14 protein-coding genes and 1 tRNA gene are annotated in these 14,024 nt (G+C 71.1%); 11 read left to right on the forward strand and 4 right to left on the reverse strand.

What is annotated here, in order from left to right:
• Positions 1-40 precede the first annotated feature (40 nt).
• The 5 genes from proB to MBA17_RS41620 all read left to right on the forward strand — a co-directional run bounded on the left by proB (position 41) and on the right by MBA17_RS41620 (position 5,632).
• Positions 41-1,168 (forward strand): glutamate 5-kinase, encoded by a 1,128-nt coding sequence (proB, locus tag MBA17_RS41600; protein WP_455432956.1) that lies wholly within the window; start codon positions 41-43, stop codon positions 1,166-1,168.
• Between the two features lie 16 nt (positions 1,169-1,184).
• Complete coding sequence (locus tag MBA17_RS41605) at positions 1,185-2,444, forward strand: glutamate-5-semialdehyde dehydrogenase (RefSeq protein ID WP_238503407.1); 1,260 nt, start codon at positions 1,185-1,187, stop codon at positions 2,442-2,444.
• A 64-nt stretch (positions 2,445-2,508) separates the two neighbouring features.
• Entirely contained in the window at positions 2,509-2,679 is a 171-nt protein-coding gene (locus MBA17_RS41610) for a hypothetical protein (protein ID WP_238503409.1), read from the forward strand.
• The gene (locus MBA17_RS41615) at positions 2,676-3,479 is read left to right on the forward strand and encodes a DoxX family protein (protein WP_238503411.1); all 804 of its coding nucleotides are present in this window, start codon (positions 2,676-2,678) and stop codon (positions 3,477-3,479) included. The genes MBA17_RS41610 and MBA17_RS41615 overlap by 4 nt, the downstream gene beginning before the upstream one ends.
• 89 nt (positions 3,480-3,568) lie before the next feature.
• A complete protein-coding gene (locus MBA17_RS41620; RefSeq protein ID WP_238503413.1) occupies positions 3,569-5,632 on the forward strand; it encodes a serine/threonine-protein kinase in 2,064 nt (687 codons plus the stop codon).
• A 69-nt stretch (positions 5,633-5,701) separates the two neighbouring features.
• Here MBA17_RS41620 and MBA17_RS41625 read toward each other — a convergent pair whose 3' ends face one another.
• Positions 5,702-6,727 carry a M48 family metallopeptidase gene (locus tag MBA17_RS41625; RefSeq protein WP_455432957.1) on the reverse strand — a complete coding sequence of 342 codons (1,026 nt, stop codon included), beginning with the start codon at positions 6,725-6,727 and terminating at the stop codon, positions 5,702-5,704.
• Between the two features lie 87 nt (positions 6,728-6,814).
• Between MBA17_RS41625 and nadD the strand changes: the two genes are divergently transcribed.
• The 4 genes from nadD to MBA17_RS41645 all read left to right on the forward strand — a co-directional run bounded on the left by nadD (position 6,815) and on the right by MBA17_RS41645 (position 8,729).
• The gene (gene nadD / locus MBA17_RS41630; RefSeq protein ID WP_238503520.1) at positions 6,815-7,432 is read left to right on the forward strand and encodes a nicotinate-nucleotide adenylyltransferase; all 618 of its coding nucleotides are present in this window, start codon (positions 6,815-6,817) and stop codon (positions 7,430-7,432) included.
• Between the two features lie 35 nt (positions 7,433-7,467).
• Positions 7,468-7,872 (forward strand): ribosome silencing factor, encoded by a 405-nt coding sequence (gene rsfS / locus MBA17_RS41635; RefSeq protein ID WP_238503415.1) that lies wholly within the window; start codon positions 7,468-7,470, stop codon positions 7,870-7,872.
• A 10-nt stretch (positions 7,873-7,882) separates the two neighbouring features.
• Positions 7,883-8,521, forward strand: a complete 639-nt coding sequence (locus tag MBA17_RS41640; protein ID WP_238503416.1) for a histidine phosphatase family protein — start codon at positions 7,883-7,885, stop codon at positions 8,519-8,521.
• A gap of 135 nt (positions 8,522-8,656) precedes the next feature.
• Positions 8,657-8,729, forward strand: a tRNA-Ala gene (locus MBA17_RS41645).
• A gap of 280 nt (positions 8,730-9,009) precedes the next feature.
• Here the strand turns inward: MBA17_RS41645 and MBA17_RS41650 are convergent.
• On the reverse strand, positions 9,010-10,137 hold the full coding sequence (locus MBA17_RS41650; RefSeq protein ID WP_238503417.1) for an aldo/keto reductase: 1,128 nt from the start codon (positions 10,135-10,137) through the stop codon (positions 9,010-9,012).
• 205 nt (positions 10,138-10,342) lie between these two features.
• Here MBA17_RS41650 and MBA17_RS41655 point away from each other — a divergent pair, with 205 nt between their 5' ends.
• Together MBA17_RS41655 and MBA17_RS41660 are read left to right on the forward strand one after the other, a co-directional pair.
• Complete coding sequence (locus MBA17_RS41655; RefSeq protein ID WP_238503418.1) at positions 10,343-10,972, forward strand: TetR/AcrR family transcriptional regulator; 630 nt, start codon at positions 10,343-10,345, stop codon at positions 10,970-10,972.
• Positions 10,973-11,127: 155 nt separating this feature from the next.
• Positions 11,128-11,496, forward strand: coding sequence for a DUF6221 family protein (locus tag MBA17_RS41660; RefSeq protein ID WP_238503419.1), 369 nt, complete (start codon positions 11,128-11,130; stop codon positions 11,494-11,496).
• Positions 11,497-11,683: 187 nt separating this feature from the next.
• On the opposite strand, the gene MBA17_RS41665 is transcribed toward MBA17_RS41660, so the two are convergent.
• Entirely contained in the window at positions 11,684-12,475 is a 792-nt protein-coding gene (locus MBA17_RS41665; protein WP_238503420.1) for a TraB/TrbI/VirB10 family type IV secretion system protein, read from the reverse strand.
• On the reverse strand, positions 12,475-14,022 hold the full coding sequence (locus MBA17_RS49980) for a serine/threonine-protein kinase (RefSeq protein ID WP_274386780.1): 1,548 nt from the start codon (positions 14,020-14,022) through the stop codon (positions 12,475-12,477). Before MBA17_RS49980 ends, MBA17_RS41665 begins: the two co-directional genes overlap by 1 nt.
• Positions 14,023-14,024: the final 2 nt, after the last annotated feature.

The following is a 14,024-nucleotide window of genomic DNA, read 5'->3' on the forward strand; positions in this document are numbered from 1 at the left end:
TGGCAACCGGCTATGGCAACAGGCTCTGAACGGGGGATTCGTGACAGGCTCCGAGCGGGAGCGGATACGCACGGCGGCACGCATCGTGGTCAAGGTGGGGTCCTCTTCGCTGACGACGCCGCAGGGCATGATCGACGTGGACCGGGTCGACGCCCTCGCCGACGTGCTGGCCAAAAGGAGGGCGGCCGGCACGCAGATCGTGCTGGTCTCCTCCGGCGCGATCGCCGCCGGCCTCGGCCCGCTCGGCCTGCCCGCCCGTCCCCGTGACCTCGCCACCCAGCAGGCCGCGGCGTCGGTGGGGCAGGGCGTCCTCATCGCTCGCTACACCTCCTCCTTCGCGCGGTACGGCCTGCGGGTCGGCCAGGTGCTGCTCACCGCCGATGACATGATGCGCCGCTCGCACCATCGCAACGCCCAGCGGACCCTCAACCGGCTGCTCGACCTCGACATCATGCCGGTGGTGAACGAGAACGACACCGTCGCCACCGACGAGATCCGCTTCGGCGACAACGACCGGCTCGCGGCGCTGGTCACCCACCTGGTCCACGCCGACGCGCTGCTGTTGCTCTCCGACGTCGACGCGCTCTACGACGGCGACCCGCGCAGGCCGGGAGCCCGGCGGCTGGCCGACGTGCGCGGCCCGCAGGACCTCGTCGGCGTGGAAGTGGGCGGGTCGGGCCGGGTCGGCACCGGTGGAATGGTGACGAAGGTGCAGGCCGCCAAGATCGCCACCGGGGCGGGCGTGCCCGTCCTGCTCACCGGGGCCGCGCACGCCGCGCAGGCGCTGCTGGGCGCCGACGTCGGCACCTACTTCCACCCGGACGGCCGCCACCCGGGCATCCGGCTGCTCTGGCTGGCGCACGCCGCCACCGGGCGCGGCAGGCTGCACCTCGACCGGGGGGCGGTCGAGGCCGTGGTCGGCAGGCGCAAGTCGCTGCTGCCCGCCGGGGTCACCGCGGTCGAGGGCGAGTTCGCCGCCGGCGACCCGGTCGATCTGTGCGGGCCGCTCGGCCGGGTGGTGGCACGCGGCCTGGTCAACTTCGACGCGGTGGAGATCCCGGAGCTGCTCGGCCGGTCCACCAGGGAGCTCGCCACCTCCCTCGGCCCCGAGTACGAGCGTGAGCTGATCCACCGCGACGACATCGTCATACTGGAGACCACCCACTAATCCCTGGAGTAACGGCATGTCTGAGGACTTCCTGAAGGTGGCCACGGCGGCCAAGGAGGCCGCCGCCGAGCTGGCGCCGCTGCCGCGGGCGCCCAAGGACGCCGCGCTCCGTGCCATCGCCGACGCCCTGGTGGCCAGGTCGGCCGAGATCGTCACGGCGAACGCCGCGGATGTGGCCAAAGCCCGCGAGTCCGGCACCCCGGAGGCGATGATCGACCGGCTCAGCCTCGACAGCGGGCGGATCGAGACCATCGCCCAGGCCGTGCGCCAGGTGGCCGATCTACCGGATCCGGTCGGCGAGGTCGTGCGGGGGAGCACCCTGCCGAACGGCCTGGAGCTGCGCCAGCTCAGGGTGCCGCTCGGCGTGGTCGGCATCATCTACGAGGGCCGTCCCAACGTGACCGTCGACGCCGCCGCGCTGTGCCTCAAGAGCGGCAACGCCACGCTGCTGCGCGGCTCGTCGAGCGCCTACTCCTCGAACGCCGCCCTGGTGAAGATCATGCAGGAGACGCTGGCCGCGACCGACGTCCCGGCGGGAGCCGTGCAACTGGTGCCCGGCCTCACCCGCGAGTCGGTCAAGCACCTGATGCGCGCCCGAGGGCTGGTCGACGTGCTCATCCCGCGGGGCGGCGCGTCGCTGATCAGCTCGGTCGTCGAGGAGTCGACGGTGCCGGTGATCGAGACCGGGGTCGGCAACTGCCACGTCTACGTGGACGCCGACGCCGACGTTGCCCTCGCGGTGCGGATCCTGCTGAACGCCAAGACGCAGCGGCCCTCGGTGTGCAACGCGGCCGAGACCGTGCTGGTCCACGCCGACGTGGCCGCGGAGTTCCTGCCGCAGGCCCTCCGGGCGCTGTCGGAGGCCGGGGTGACTGTGCACGGTGACGCACGGGTGGCCGCCCACGCCGCCCACGGCGCCGTCGAGCCCGCCACCGACGACGACTACTACGCCGAGTATCTCTCGCTCGACCTGGCGGCGGCCGTGGTCGACTCGCTGGAGGCGGCCGTCGCGCACATCAGGAAGTACGGCTCCGGCCACACCGACGCCATCGTGACCCGGTCGCAGCAGGCCGCGCGGCGGTTCGTCTCCCTGGTCGACTCGGCGGCGGTCGCGGTCAACGCGTCCACCCGGTTCACCGACGGCGGCGAGTTCGGCTTCGGCGCGGAGATCGGCATCTCCACCCAGAAGCTGCACGCCCGCGGCCCGATGGGGCTGCCCGAGCTCACCTCCACCAAATGGGTTTACACCGGTGAGGGACATCTCAGAGGAGCATAATAGGTCTCCCATCAGGGCGTGTCGCTCCGTGTAATCACCCGGTTCGTACTGATGACTGGGTGTCATGGAGATTGTCGCTGCGGTCGCGTCGGCCGCCGTCGTGTTGTTCGGCGCCGACCGGTTGCTGTTGTGGCTCGAAAGCCAGGGACACGTCAACTGGCGGCGCAGGGGCCGCCCCGATCCCTCGGTTCAGCCTGACGCCAGGCTCGACAGCCTCCTGGGACGCCGGTCATGAGGCGGACGCTGTACGACATCGCCGCCCTGATCGCCCGGGTGATCGTGGGCGTGATCTTCGTCGCGCACGGCTGGCAGAAGATGAGCATCGGGTGGGGGCCGATCAGCAACGGGTTCACCCAGCTGGGCGTGCCCCTGCCGCAGCTTGCGGCCGGATTCACGATGGTCGCCGAACTACTGGGCGGGGTGCTGCTCATTCTCGGCCTGCTGACTCCGCTGGCCGGCCTGGCGCTCGTCCTGGTGTGCGTCGGCGCGGCCGTCTTCGTGCACGGCCGCAACGGGGTGTTCGTGGACGAGGGCGGCTGGGAGCTCGTCGGCGGCCTCGGCTCCGCCGCCCTGCTCCTCGCCGCGGGCGGCGCGGGCCGCTTCAGCCTGGACCACCTGATGTTCGGCCGCCGCAGGGAGCGCGCCCACGAGGTGGCCCCCGCGCCCTCGGGCGAATGGTACGGCGGCGCGGAGTCGTCGGCGTCCGCAGGGCCCGAGTCGCCGCCCTCGCCGGCCTCCGGCTCCCTGGAAGGCTGGCCGCGCTCGGCCGAACCGACCCAGGAGTTGCCGACGCGCGCGCCGAAGCACGGCAGAGAGGGCCAGCCGGGCCCGGAGGAACGCGGCGGTGCGGGCTGGCCGGAGCAGGGCCGGCCACGCGAAGGGGAGCCCGGTGGTGGGGACTGGCCGGGACAGGAGGGCCGGCCGCGTGACGGGGAGCCCGGTGGCGAGCCGCCGTATCGCCAGGAGCCGCCGCCGGGCGAGGAACCGCCGTATCGCCAGGAGCCCCCGGGCGAGGAGCCGCCACCCAGAAGTTGAAGTTTCTACGCTCGGCGCGCCGTACGGTGATGGGAGTGACACTCCACTAGGGTTGAGGCCCCTGTGGTGGCGCCGGGCGAGGAGGGGGCGTGGGCAAGCTCGGCCGGGTCGGTCCGTACACGCTCCTTGAACGGCTCGGTCGCGGCGGCATGGGTGAGGTCTATCTGGCCGGCACCCGGCGCGGTGAACGAGTCGCGCTGAAGATGCTCCGCGACCCCCTGGAAGAGGACAGCGACGCCCGGTTACGCCTCGAACGCGAGGTCCGGGCGCTTCGCCGGGTCGAGAGCCCCTACGTGGCCCGGGTCATCGACGCCGACCTGGCCGGCGACCGCCCCTACCTCGTGATGGAGCACATCGAGGGCGACACCCTCCTTGAGCGCGTACGGCGGAGCGGCCCGCTGAGCCGGGCCGACCTGATCACCCTCGCGCAGCGGATCGCCACCGCCCTGGCCATCGTGCACGCGGCCGGCGTGGTGCACCGCGATCTCAAGCCCGCCAACGTGCTGCTGGGCGCCGACGGGCCCATCCTGATCGACTTCGGCATCGCCCAGCTCCCCGACGCCACCCGGCTCACCTTGACCGGCACCTTCCTCGGCACCCCCGGTTACGCGGCGCCCGAGCTGTTCGCCGAGGAGCCGGTGGGAGAGCCCGCCGACGTGCACGCCTGGGCCGCCACCGTGGCCTTCGCCGCCACCGGTCGCCCCACCTTCGGCCGCGGGACCGTGGAGGCGCAGATGTACGCGATCCTCAACGGCCAGGCCGACCTCACCGGCGTCCCCGTCGCCCTGCTGCCGCTGGTCAGGGCGGCCCTGAACCGCAGCCCCGACAAACGACCCACGGCGGTCGTCCTCGCCGACCGGATCACCCGCCTCGCCCATGCCATGGCCGCGCATCCGGCCGCCTCCGGCCCCGCCCTCGCTCCCGACCTCGCCACCCGCCCGACCCGGCCCACGGACCCCGCCACGTCGCGGCCCGCCCGGCCGGGGGACCAGGCGCCGCTGCGGCCCGCCCGGGCCAAGGCGAAGCAGAGGACCACCCCGGACTCCGTCCCCCTCTCGGCTCCCGTCTCCGACGACCTCGCCGAAGCGGATCCCGCCGTCCCCCCGGCGACGCGAAATCCCGCGGCCTCCCGCAGCCGGCCCCACCCGGCCGCCCCCCAGTCTCCGCCCGCTCCCCAGACCTCCCAGGCGGGCGCTCCGCCCGTGGACGGCAAGGGGCGGGCTTCCGCGGACGGCAAGAGCCGTACGTCCGCCTCGGCCGCTCAGGAGGCCGCCGGGCGCTCTTCCTCCGGCCAGGACGGCAAGGGGCGGGCACCCGCGCACGACGCCCAGGCCCGCTCCACGTCGGCTCCGGACGCCAAGCCCCGCGCGTCCACCCCGGACGCCAAGGCCCGCGCGTCCACCCCGGACCCCAAGGCCCGCGCGTCGGCCCAGGAGGTCAAGAGCCGCGCGTCCGCCTCGGACGTCAAGAGCCGCGCGTCCGCCTCGGACGTCAAGAGCCGCGTGCCCGCCCCGGAGGCGAAGGGCCGCGACGGGAAGGTCCGCGCGTCCCGGAAGCCGCGGGCCGCCGCTCCCGCCCGGGCGGCGGGCGGGCGGAAACGCACGCGCCGGGCGGAGGCGGGCACGTCGTCGGGGCCGCTGCCCGCCGGGACCGTGGCCCTGGTGGTACTGGCCGTGCTGGCGGTGCCGTGTGTGATCGCGTCGGTGATCTGGCCGCTCGCCACCTTCGCCATCACCGCGGGGTTCGTGGTGCTGGCGAGGGCGTTGTGGGGCGGTCACTGGCTGGTGAAGAACCGGAAGTCACCCCGGATGCGACTGTGCCTCCGGTTGCTCGCCTTCCCGCTGACCTTCACGGTCTCGGCCCTGAGCGCCGTGGTGTGGCCGGGTGTGCCCGCCGCCGCGGCGGCGGGCGCCGCGCTCTGGGCGACCGCCGCGGGGGACCTCGGCCCCACGTGGTGGGACAAGCCGGTCCCCGTCACGGTCGCCGGGGTCGTCTTCAGTGTCGTCTGCGGCGGCATCGTCGGCCGCGAGGTCGAGCACGTCAGTCCCGAGATCCCGGAACTCCGCAAGGAGGGGCTGCGGGCGCTGGCCGTACTGGGCGGCTTCGTGGCGCTGTGCGCGGCGGCCGTGCGGGCCATCGCCCTCCTGCTGTGACGCGCCTGCCTCGGTCCTGCTCAGGCCGGCGTCCGGTCCTCTGGACGCCGAGCGCGCGTGTGAGGGAGCCTAGCTGCCGTCCCGGCGGGAGAAGCGGTTGAAGATGCGCTCGCCGGCGTGGACGGCGCCTTCCGCCACATCACGCAGGACGCCGATGAACGGGTCCTGAGACTGTGACCACGACTCGCGGTAGGAGTTGGCGGCCGCCTTGACCTCCTCGCTGATCTTCGCGTTGGCGTCGTCGGCGCGGCGCGGGTAGTCGCCGCCGATGATCGTCTCGTAGTCGCCGCCACGACGCCAGCGGTCGAGCTCGGCGACGCGGACGACCGCGAAGGGATGGGTGGTGCCCAGCAGGTTGAGGACCTTGAGGAAGCCGTCACGGACGTCGCCGGCCGTGTCGTACTCGCGGGCCTGGTCGAGGAACGCCTCGATGTTCATCTCGTGCAGGCGCGAGCCGCCGGCGAGCTTCATCAGGGCGCGCAGCGCGGCGTCGGGGTCCTGGCCGCAGAGCAGACCGCCACGGTCGGCGGAGAGCTCGGACTTGCGGTACCACTCCTCGAGGCCGGCGACGATCGCGCGCAGGCCGATGTAGCCGAGCGGGATCCAGGCGACCCGGGTCGCGAGCCGGGTCAGGATGTCGAGCATCGTCCGGTAGACGGCGTGCCCGGAGAGGATGTGCGCGGTCTCGTGCCCGATGACGAAACGCTGCTCCTCCTCGTCCATCAGGTCGAGCAGCCCCGTCGTGACGACGATGAAGGGGTCGTCGAAGCCGATCGCCATGGCGTTGACCCTGGGGTCCTGCTGGACGTAGATTTCCGGGATCCTGCGCAGGTCGAGGATGTAGGCGGCGTCGCGGCCCATGTCGTAGAGGGCGCGGAACTGGGTTTCGCTGGTGCGCACGGCCGAGGCGAGGTAGATCAGGCGCAGCCGGCGCTCACTGATCAGTCCTGACATCTGCTTGAGCACGGTGTCGAACCCGCTGAGCGAACGAAGCGCGACCAGGGCGGACCGGTCTGCAGGGTGTTCGTAGGCACGGGACGAGATACCGGGAAGTTGTGCGCGGTTGCGATCCGGGGTGGTCGTCATGCCCGGCATGCTACGTCGATGCGAGCGACGATGCGCGTGGGTCGCCTGGAGGGGGTGCGTCAAGGTTCTTCCTGGACTGCGCGTAAGGTCCGTCACATGACGAACGCGCCTAACGGCCAGGGGAAACGGAGGGTGGGCGTGATGGGCGGCACGTTCGATCCCATCCACCACGGACACCTTGTCGCCGCGAGCGAGGTCGCCCACCATTTCGAGCTCGACGAGGTCGTTTTCGTGCCGACCGGGCGGCCGTGGCAGAAGGCCGACCAGACGGTCACGGCGGCGGAGGACCGTTATCTGATGACGGTCATCGCGACCGCGTCGAACCCCCGGTTCACGGTGAGCCGGGTCGACATCGATCGGCCGGGCCCGACTTTCACCGCCGACACCTTGCACGACATCTGTGACATATACGGTTCGGAGACCGAGCTCTACTTCATCACCGGCGCGGACGCCCTCTCCCAGATACTCTCCTGGCGAGACGTCGAGGAGCTTTTCACCATCGCACATTTCGTAGGCTGTACTCGACCGGGTCATCATCTGCACGATCCGGGACTCCCGGAGGGGAAGGTCAGCCTGATCGAGATCCCGGCGTTGGCGATCTCCTCCTCGGAGTGCCGTCACAGAGTCGTCTCCGGGGAACCGATCTGGTACCTCGTGCCCGACGGGATTGTGCAATACATCAATAAACGCGGGCTGTACCGGGAATCCTCCTAGTGACAGCGCCGACAACAGGAGGACAGACCCACATCGTGACCGCATCAGAAAGAGCCGTCCAGCTCATCAGGGTCGCCGCCGAGGCCGCGGCAGACAAGCTGGCCGATGACATCCTCGCCTACGACGTGAGCGAGCAGCTCGTCATCACCGACGCCTTCCTGCTCTGCTCCGCCACCAACGACCGTCAGGTCCGCGCCATCGTCGACGAGATCGAGGACAGGCTGCGGATCGAGACGGACGCCAAACCGGTCCGCAGAGAGGGGGAGCGAGAGGGCCGCTGGGTGCTTCTCGACTATCTCGACGTCGTCGTGCACGTCCAGCACGAGGAGGACCGCACGTTCTACGCGCTGGAGCGCCTGTGGAAGGACTGCCCGGTGATCCCGCTGCCCGACAGCGTCCAGCAGTCGGCCGCGCAGCGAGCACGCGGAGCGGCCACGTGAGGAAGCACGCGTGAGCCGCCGGATCGTCTTCTGGCGGCATGGCCAGACGCTCTGGAACGTCGAACACCGGTTTCAGGGCCACACCGACATCGCGCTCGACGAGACGGGAGTCGCGCAGGCCACGCGGGCCGCCTCACTGCTCGCCGCGCTGCGGCCGTCCATGATCGTGTCCTCCGACCTGCAGCGCGCCTCCGAGACCGCCGCGGCCCTGGGCCGGATCGCCGCCCTCGACGTGGTGACCGACAAGGAGCTGCGTGAGCGGGGCGGCGGCGAGTGGGAGGGTCTGACCCGTCAGCAGATCGCCGACCGCTGGCCGCGCGAGTACACCGCGTGGGAGGCGCCGGGCGGTGAGCCCGTCACGGAGGTGGCCGACCGGGTCGCCGCCGCGGTCCGCCGCTGGGCCGGCCAGCTCGACGACGACGGCCTGCTCGTCATCGCCTCGCACGGCGCCGCCATCCGCCTCGGCCTCGCCCGTCTCCTCGGCCTCCCCGAGGAGCACTGGTCCGCCCTCGGCGGCCTCGGCAACTGCTCGTGGTCGGTGCTCGAAGAGGGACGCCGGGGCTGGCGTCTCCTCGAACACAACGCGGGCACCCTGCCTGAGCCCGTCAGCAGCGACGACACCCCGGAGGCCGCGGAAGACCAGCCCTGACCTCCTCTACGGCTTGCGCCTGCCAAGTGGTCGACAGATGACGGGCGCAAGCCGTACACGCGGCGATTAGCCGAACTCGGGGAGGTCCTATATGCTTCCCGAGCGCCGTGAAGAGTGGACTCCGAGCGGCGACAAGGGGCTATGGCGCAGTTGGTAGCGCGCCTCCATGGCATGGAGGAGGTCTGGGGTTCGAATCCCCATAGCTCCACCCCAGTGACGTTACTCGAACACGGCTCCGCGAGGGCGGTGGCGGGAAGCGTCGAGATATCCGCAGCGGCGTTGTCTGAAGAGGCAGCGCCGCTTCTGCGCGCTCGTGCCCGGTGGACGTACCGGAGCGGCGCGATGGGTTCGGCGAACCGGCCCGCTCCGACGCATCGTCGGTGCCGAGGTGGAGCCGGTGGAAGAAGGGCTTGGTCGTTGGCGCCGGCTGACCGGTGAATGACGGTCAAGCGGCGGTCGAGCCGCCGCCGTGCGGACGAGGAAGTCCGTCAATCCACCCAGTTCCGCACGGCCGGGGCGTATCCGGTCGGCTTGTCCCCGACCTTGACGCCGGAACTGATCAACCAGCTCTGATAGTCCGGCGTGAACATCTGGTAGACCGACTGGGGCGGCACCGAACTCGCCTCGTCGAGCTTCACACGCAGCTCGGCCGGCAGCTCGAAGTCGAGGGCGGCCAGATTGGCGTCGAGCTGGTCCGTGCTGCTCGCTCCGATGATCGCCGAGGCGACCCCGGGCTGGGTGGCGACCCAGTTGACGGCGACCTGAGCCATCGTCATGTCGAGCTCGTCCGCGACACTCTCGAGTGTCGCCAGAAGCTGCCATTCCCGCTCTGTCCACGAGCGTCCAGGCGAACCTCCGCCACTCAGCCGACCTTCCCCTGCCAAGCCCTGGTCGGCATGCCGGTACTTCCCGGTGAGGAAGCCGCCGCCAAGCGGGCTCCATGCGGTGATACCGAGTCCCAGGCTCTGTCCCATCGGGACGTGCTCCAGCTCGATCGTCCGGTCGATGAGGGAGTAGGGCAGTTGCAGGCTGACCATCGGTACGAGGGAGTGGGCCTCGGCAAGGGTCTGGGCCCGCGCCGCGTACCAGCTGGGCACGTCCGACAGGCCCGCGTACCGGATCTTTCCCGCCCTGGTGAGGTCGTCGAAGGTCCGCATGACCTCCTCGACAGGAGTGATCCGGTCCCAGGTGTGCAGCAGGAACAGGTCGATGTAGTCGGTGCGCAGGCGGCGCAGTGACGCCTCGACCGCTCTGATCATGTGCTTGCGGCCGTTGCCCCCCGCGTTCGGATCTCCGGGGTCGACGCTGTTGGTGAACTTGGTGGCGAGAACCACCCTGTCGCGCACCTTGGCTTCCGCGATGAGATCGCCGAGGATGGTCTCGCTCTCGCCGGCGGTGTAGAAATCGGCGGTGTCGATGAAGTTTCCGCCTGCTTCGAGATAGCGACCGAAGATGGGGCGGGCTTCCTCCTCGGTCTTGCCGTACGCGGCGTGGAAACCGCCGGTGCCGAAGTTCATCGTGCCCAGCGCCAGGCGGCTGACGCGCAGCCCAGAACGTCCGAGCAGGTAGTAGTGGTCCAGGGACATGAGGGTGTGCTTCCTTTCGGTGCGGTCCATGTCAGCTTGGGCAGCACAAAATGGACTGTCAAGTCCAAAGACGAGCAGCTCCGGCACGGGCCGGCTCGTGCGGTCGGGTGCCGCCGTCGGAGCGCTCGTGACCGGCCTGATCATCTCCAGTCCTGATTGTGGCCCCCGGGATCACAGTCCGCTCCACGTCGTATTTGTAGATGTATGCCCGGTTGGCGCCGCGCTATTGTGGACTATGGAGTCCAACCTGGAGGTGGCCATGCGCACGCTGACCCGCAAGGGAGCCGCGACGCGACAGCGCATCCTCGAAGGTGCGGCCGCGCACATCCGTGAGAACGGCGTGGTCGCCACGACCCTCGACGACGTGCTGGCCAGGACCGCGACAAGCAAGAGCCAGCTGTTCCACTACTTTCCGGGCGGACGGGAGGAGTTGCTGCTGGCCGTGGCCCGTTTCGAGGCCGACCGTGTGCTGGAGGACCAGCGACCCCAGCTCGGCGACCTCACCTCCTGGCCGGCCTGGCGGTCATGGCGCGACAAGGTCGTCGATCGGTACCAGCGGCAGGGCCGCCTATGCCCTCTCAACTCCGTCACATCGCACCTGGGCAACGGCACACCTGGTTCTCAGGCCGTGGTCACCGAGCTGATGCACCGCTGGCAGACCGAGATCGCCACCGGCGTACGGCACATGCAGGACACCGGCGAGATCGACCCGGGCCTGGACCCCGACCGCGCGGCGGCCGCCCTGCTCGCCGGCATCCAGGGCGGCGTCCTGATCCAGATGTCCACCGGCCAGACCATCCATCTGGAGGCAGCCCTGGACATGGGCATCGCCCACCTTCGTGCCAGCAGGCTCCCAGTGGCTTGACGAGCGGTTTCGCGGTCCGGAAGCCCGCGAGGGTGTCAGCGTGGCGTGCCGTACGAGGGTGCGCCTTCTCGAAAATCTGGTGAGACGGGGGCGAAGCGCGAGAGGATTCGGGGACGGGAGACCAGGTTGGAGAGGGCGGGCCGGTGCGGGAAGATGTGAGTGTTGAGGGCCTTGTCGTCTTTCTCAGGGCGCGTCTCGGTGAGGACGAGGCCGACGCGCGGGTCGCGGGGAGTTCCCTGCACGGGCGCAACTGGTGGTGGAGCCAGTCAGGGAGGTTCGTGGCCGGTTCCTCGAAGGAGACCAGGATGGCTCAGCTCGATGTGGAGCTGGGGCGGCACATCGCCCGGCACGATCCCGGCCGGGTGACCGCCGAGGTCGAGGCCAAGCGGCAGATCATCGCGGGATGCGAGGAGGCGCTCGCGTCGGCCTCGCCTGAGCTGGTGCGGCTGGCCAGGCGGACCCTCGGCCGGCTGGCGGGGCCGTACTCCCAGCACTCCGGCTACCTGGAGGAGTGGCGTCCGTGACACGGCCGCCCACCGGCTCGGCCTGATCGTCGAGGAGGGACGGGCGGATTGTGTGAGCCGGCCGTTGAGCGGGGTCATCGCGGACAGCCGGGCGGATCTCGTGCGCCTGTGGTTCAGCGGGGTCGCGCGGCCGGGGTTTCGTGAGTCGCCGTGACGGGGGTGGTCGGGGCGCGTGAGCGTGGTCGAGTCAGCCGGACTCTGTGAGTTTGTCGGCCACTGCCTTGGCCACCTCGGTCGCGCCCTGTAGCAGGCGGCCGGTCGGGTCCGCCGGGACGCGGCGGTCGTAGGTGACCTCGATCAGGGCGTTGCTGACGCGGATCCCCACGATGGCCTTGCTCGGCCCCTGGTTTCTGCCGCCTTCCAGGCTGTTCACGGTGACGTAGGAGTCGTCGCCGATGGCGGGCTGCAACGGCCAGATGCCCGCCTCGTGCCAGTTGTACTCGGCGCGTTTCGCGTAGAGCTGCTCGTGGGCCTTGGCCACGTCATCGGGATAGACCTTGACGAAGACCGTGAGGTTGTGGGTCATGTTGTCCGGGAGGTTGGCGATCGTGCTCCACTCGCACTCCTCCTTGTAGATCTGCGACTGCTTCTGCCGCCGCACGAGCTTGTCGATCAGCTCGGTGCTGACCAGCTCGCAGGGCTTGGCCTCCTCGGTGAACCGGGCCGGACCGGTGGGCGCGACGCTGGGCGTGGACGCGGGCTGCGCGGGAACGCTGGGGTCGGCGGGCGGGGGCACGGCCGCGGTGGACGGGGCCGCCAGAGTCGGCACGACCTGGGCCTCACTCACCTGCGCGGGGCGCGTCAGCAGGAAGATCAGGGTCAGCACCATCACCACGATCACGGCGAGCGCCGAGCCGAAGATCGCCGGAGTGAGCCGGAGCACCGGTGACCCCGCGGGCGGCGGGCTTCCCAACGGAACCGTGGACTGCGGGGGAGGGCGCATGGCCGTGGTCGGGATGTATCGCTCGTCGTCACTCATCAGGATCTCTTCCGGAGGTTGTCGTCGACCGTGCGGGCGGCCGTGAGCGCCGTCTTGGCGACGCGGCTGTCCACCTTCGTCCCTTCGCCCGTCGCCTTGACCGTGATCACCAGGTTGCTGTGCCGCAGCCAGACGGTTCCGGTCGTCACCTTGAACGTGGTGTTCGCGGTGTCCTGGGCGAAGGCCCCGTCGGCGAGCGAGGGCACGGTGCGGACGGGGGTGGTGGTCGTGGTTTGCGAGGTGCCGGCCTGGGAGGTCCGGGTCTGGCGGGCGTACGCGAAGGTCCGCTTCGCGAGGTCGGGACTCGCCGCGTGCGTGACCTCCACGGCGATGGAGGGGCCGAGGAAAGCGTGCCAGCTGCACTCGTCGCCTCTCGCGCTGCCTTCTCCCGCTTGGGGCACGATCGTCTGCACCTGTTCGGCGGTGAGCAGCTCGCACGGGCGAGGCGCGGTGGCGAACGAGCCGGCGGCCGTCGGGCCGGGTGTCCTGGTGGGGGCGGGAGCGGAGGTGGGCGTCGCCGCCACGGTGGCGGTCGCCGTGAGGCTCGGGGACGCGGTGGTGGTGGTGATGGTGGTGTCGGGGCCGGCCCCTCCGTTCAGCAGCACCGCCACCGTGGTGGCGACGGCCGCGCCGGTCGCGAAGGCGCCGATCACGATCGGGGTCCTGCGTCGCCTCCCGACCACCACCGGCACGGTGACGGGACCGGTGGCGGCACGCCGCGACGGCATCGGGATGGCCAGCGGCTCAAGTTCGGCCTTGACCTGGCCGGGCGAGGGCCGCATGGCCGGGTTCTTGTCCAGCATCGCGAGCAGGAGCCCGGTGAGGGGCCCGGCGGCCGCCGGCGGTGGCGTGGGGACGGTGAGCACCGCGGCGATGGAGGCCACCATGCTGTCGCGGGCGAACGGCGGGCGGCCCTCGATCGCGGCGTAGAGGGTGGCGCCGAGCGACCACAGGTCGGCGGCGGGCCCCGGCGCCTCGCCGCGCAGCCGTTCCGGCGCGATGTATCCCGGCGACCCGGCCAGGTGCCCGGCTCCCGCGTCGGTGCCCTCCTGGCCCGGCCCCGGCGGGAGGGCCTGCTGGGACGCGATGCCGAAGTCGGCGAGGATCACCTCACCGGCGTCGGTGATCATGACGTTGCCCGGTTTGACGTCGTGGTGCAGGATGCCGTGCCGGTGGGCCGCCCCGAGGGCGTCGAGCACCCGCAGGCCGACGGTGGCGGCCTGGCCGAGCGGCAGCCGTCCGAGGTCGTTCGTCAGCTCGCGGAGTGAGCGCCCGGAGAGCAGGTCCATGATGATCCACGGCTGCCCGTTCTCGGCGATCACGTCGTGCACGGTGATGATCCCGGGATGGCTGAGCGCCGCCGCCGCACGTGCCTCGCGCAGGGTGTTCCGCAGCGCCCTGTCGTGGCCGTTCAGGCCGGAGGCCAGCCGTACCTCCTTGACGGCGACGTCGCGTTGGAGCAGCTCGTCGCGGGCACGCCAGACCGTGCCCGCGCCGCCCGCGCCGAGGCGGTCGAGCAGGCGGTAGCGTTCGGCGACCACACGCATGG

Source organism: Dolomitihabitans soli (genome assembly GCF_022213955.1).
Taxonomy (GTDB): Bacteria; Actinomycetota; Actinomycetes; order Streptosporangiales; family Streptosporangiaceae; genus Streptosporangium_A; species Streptosporangium_A soli.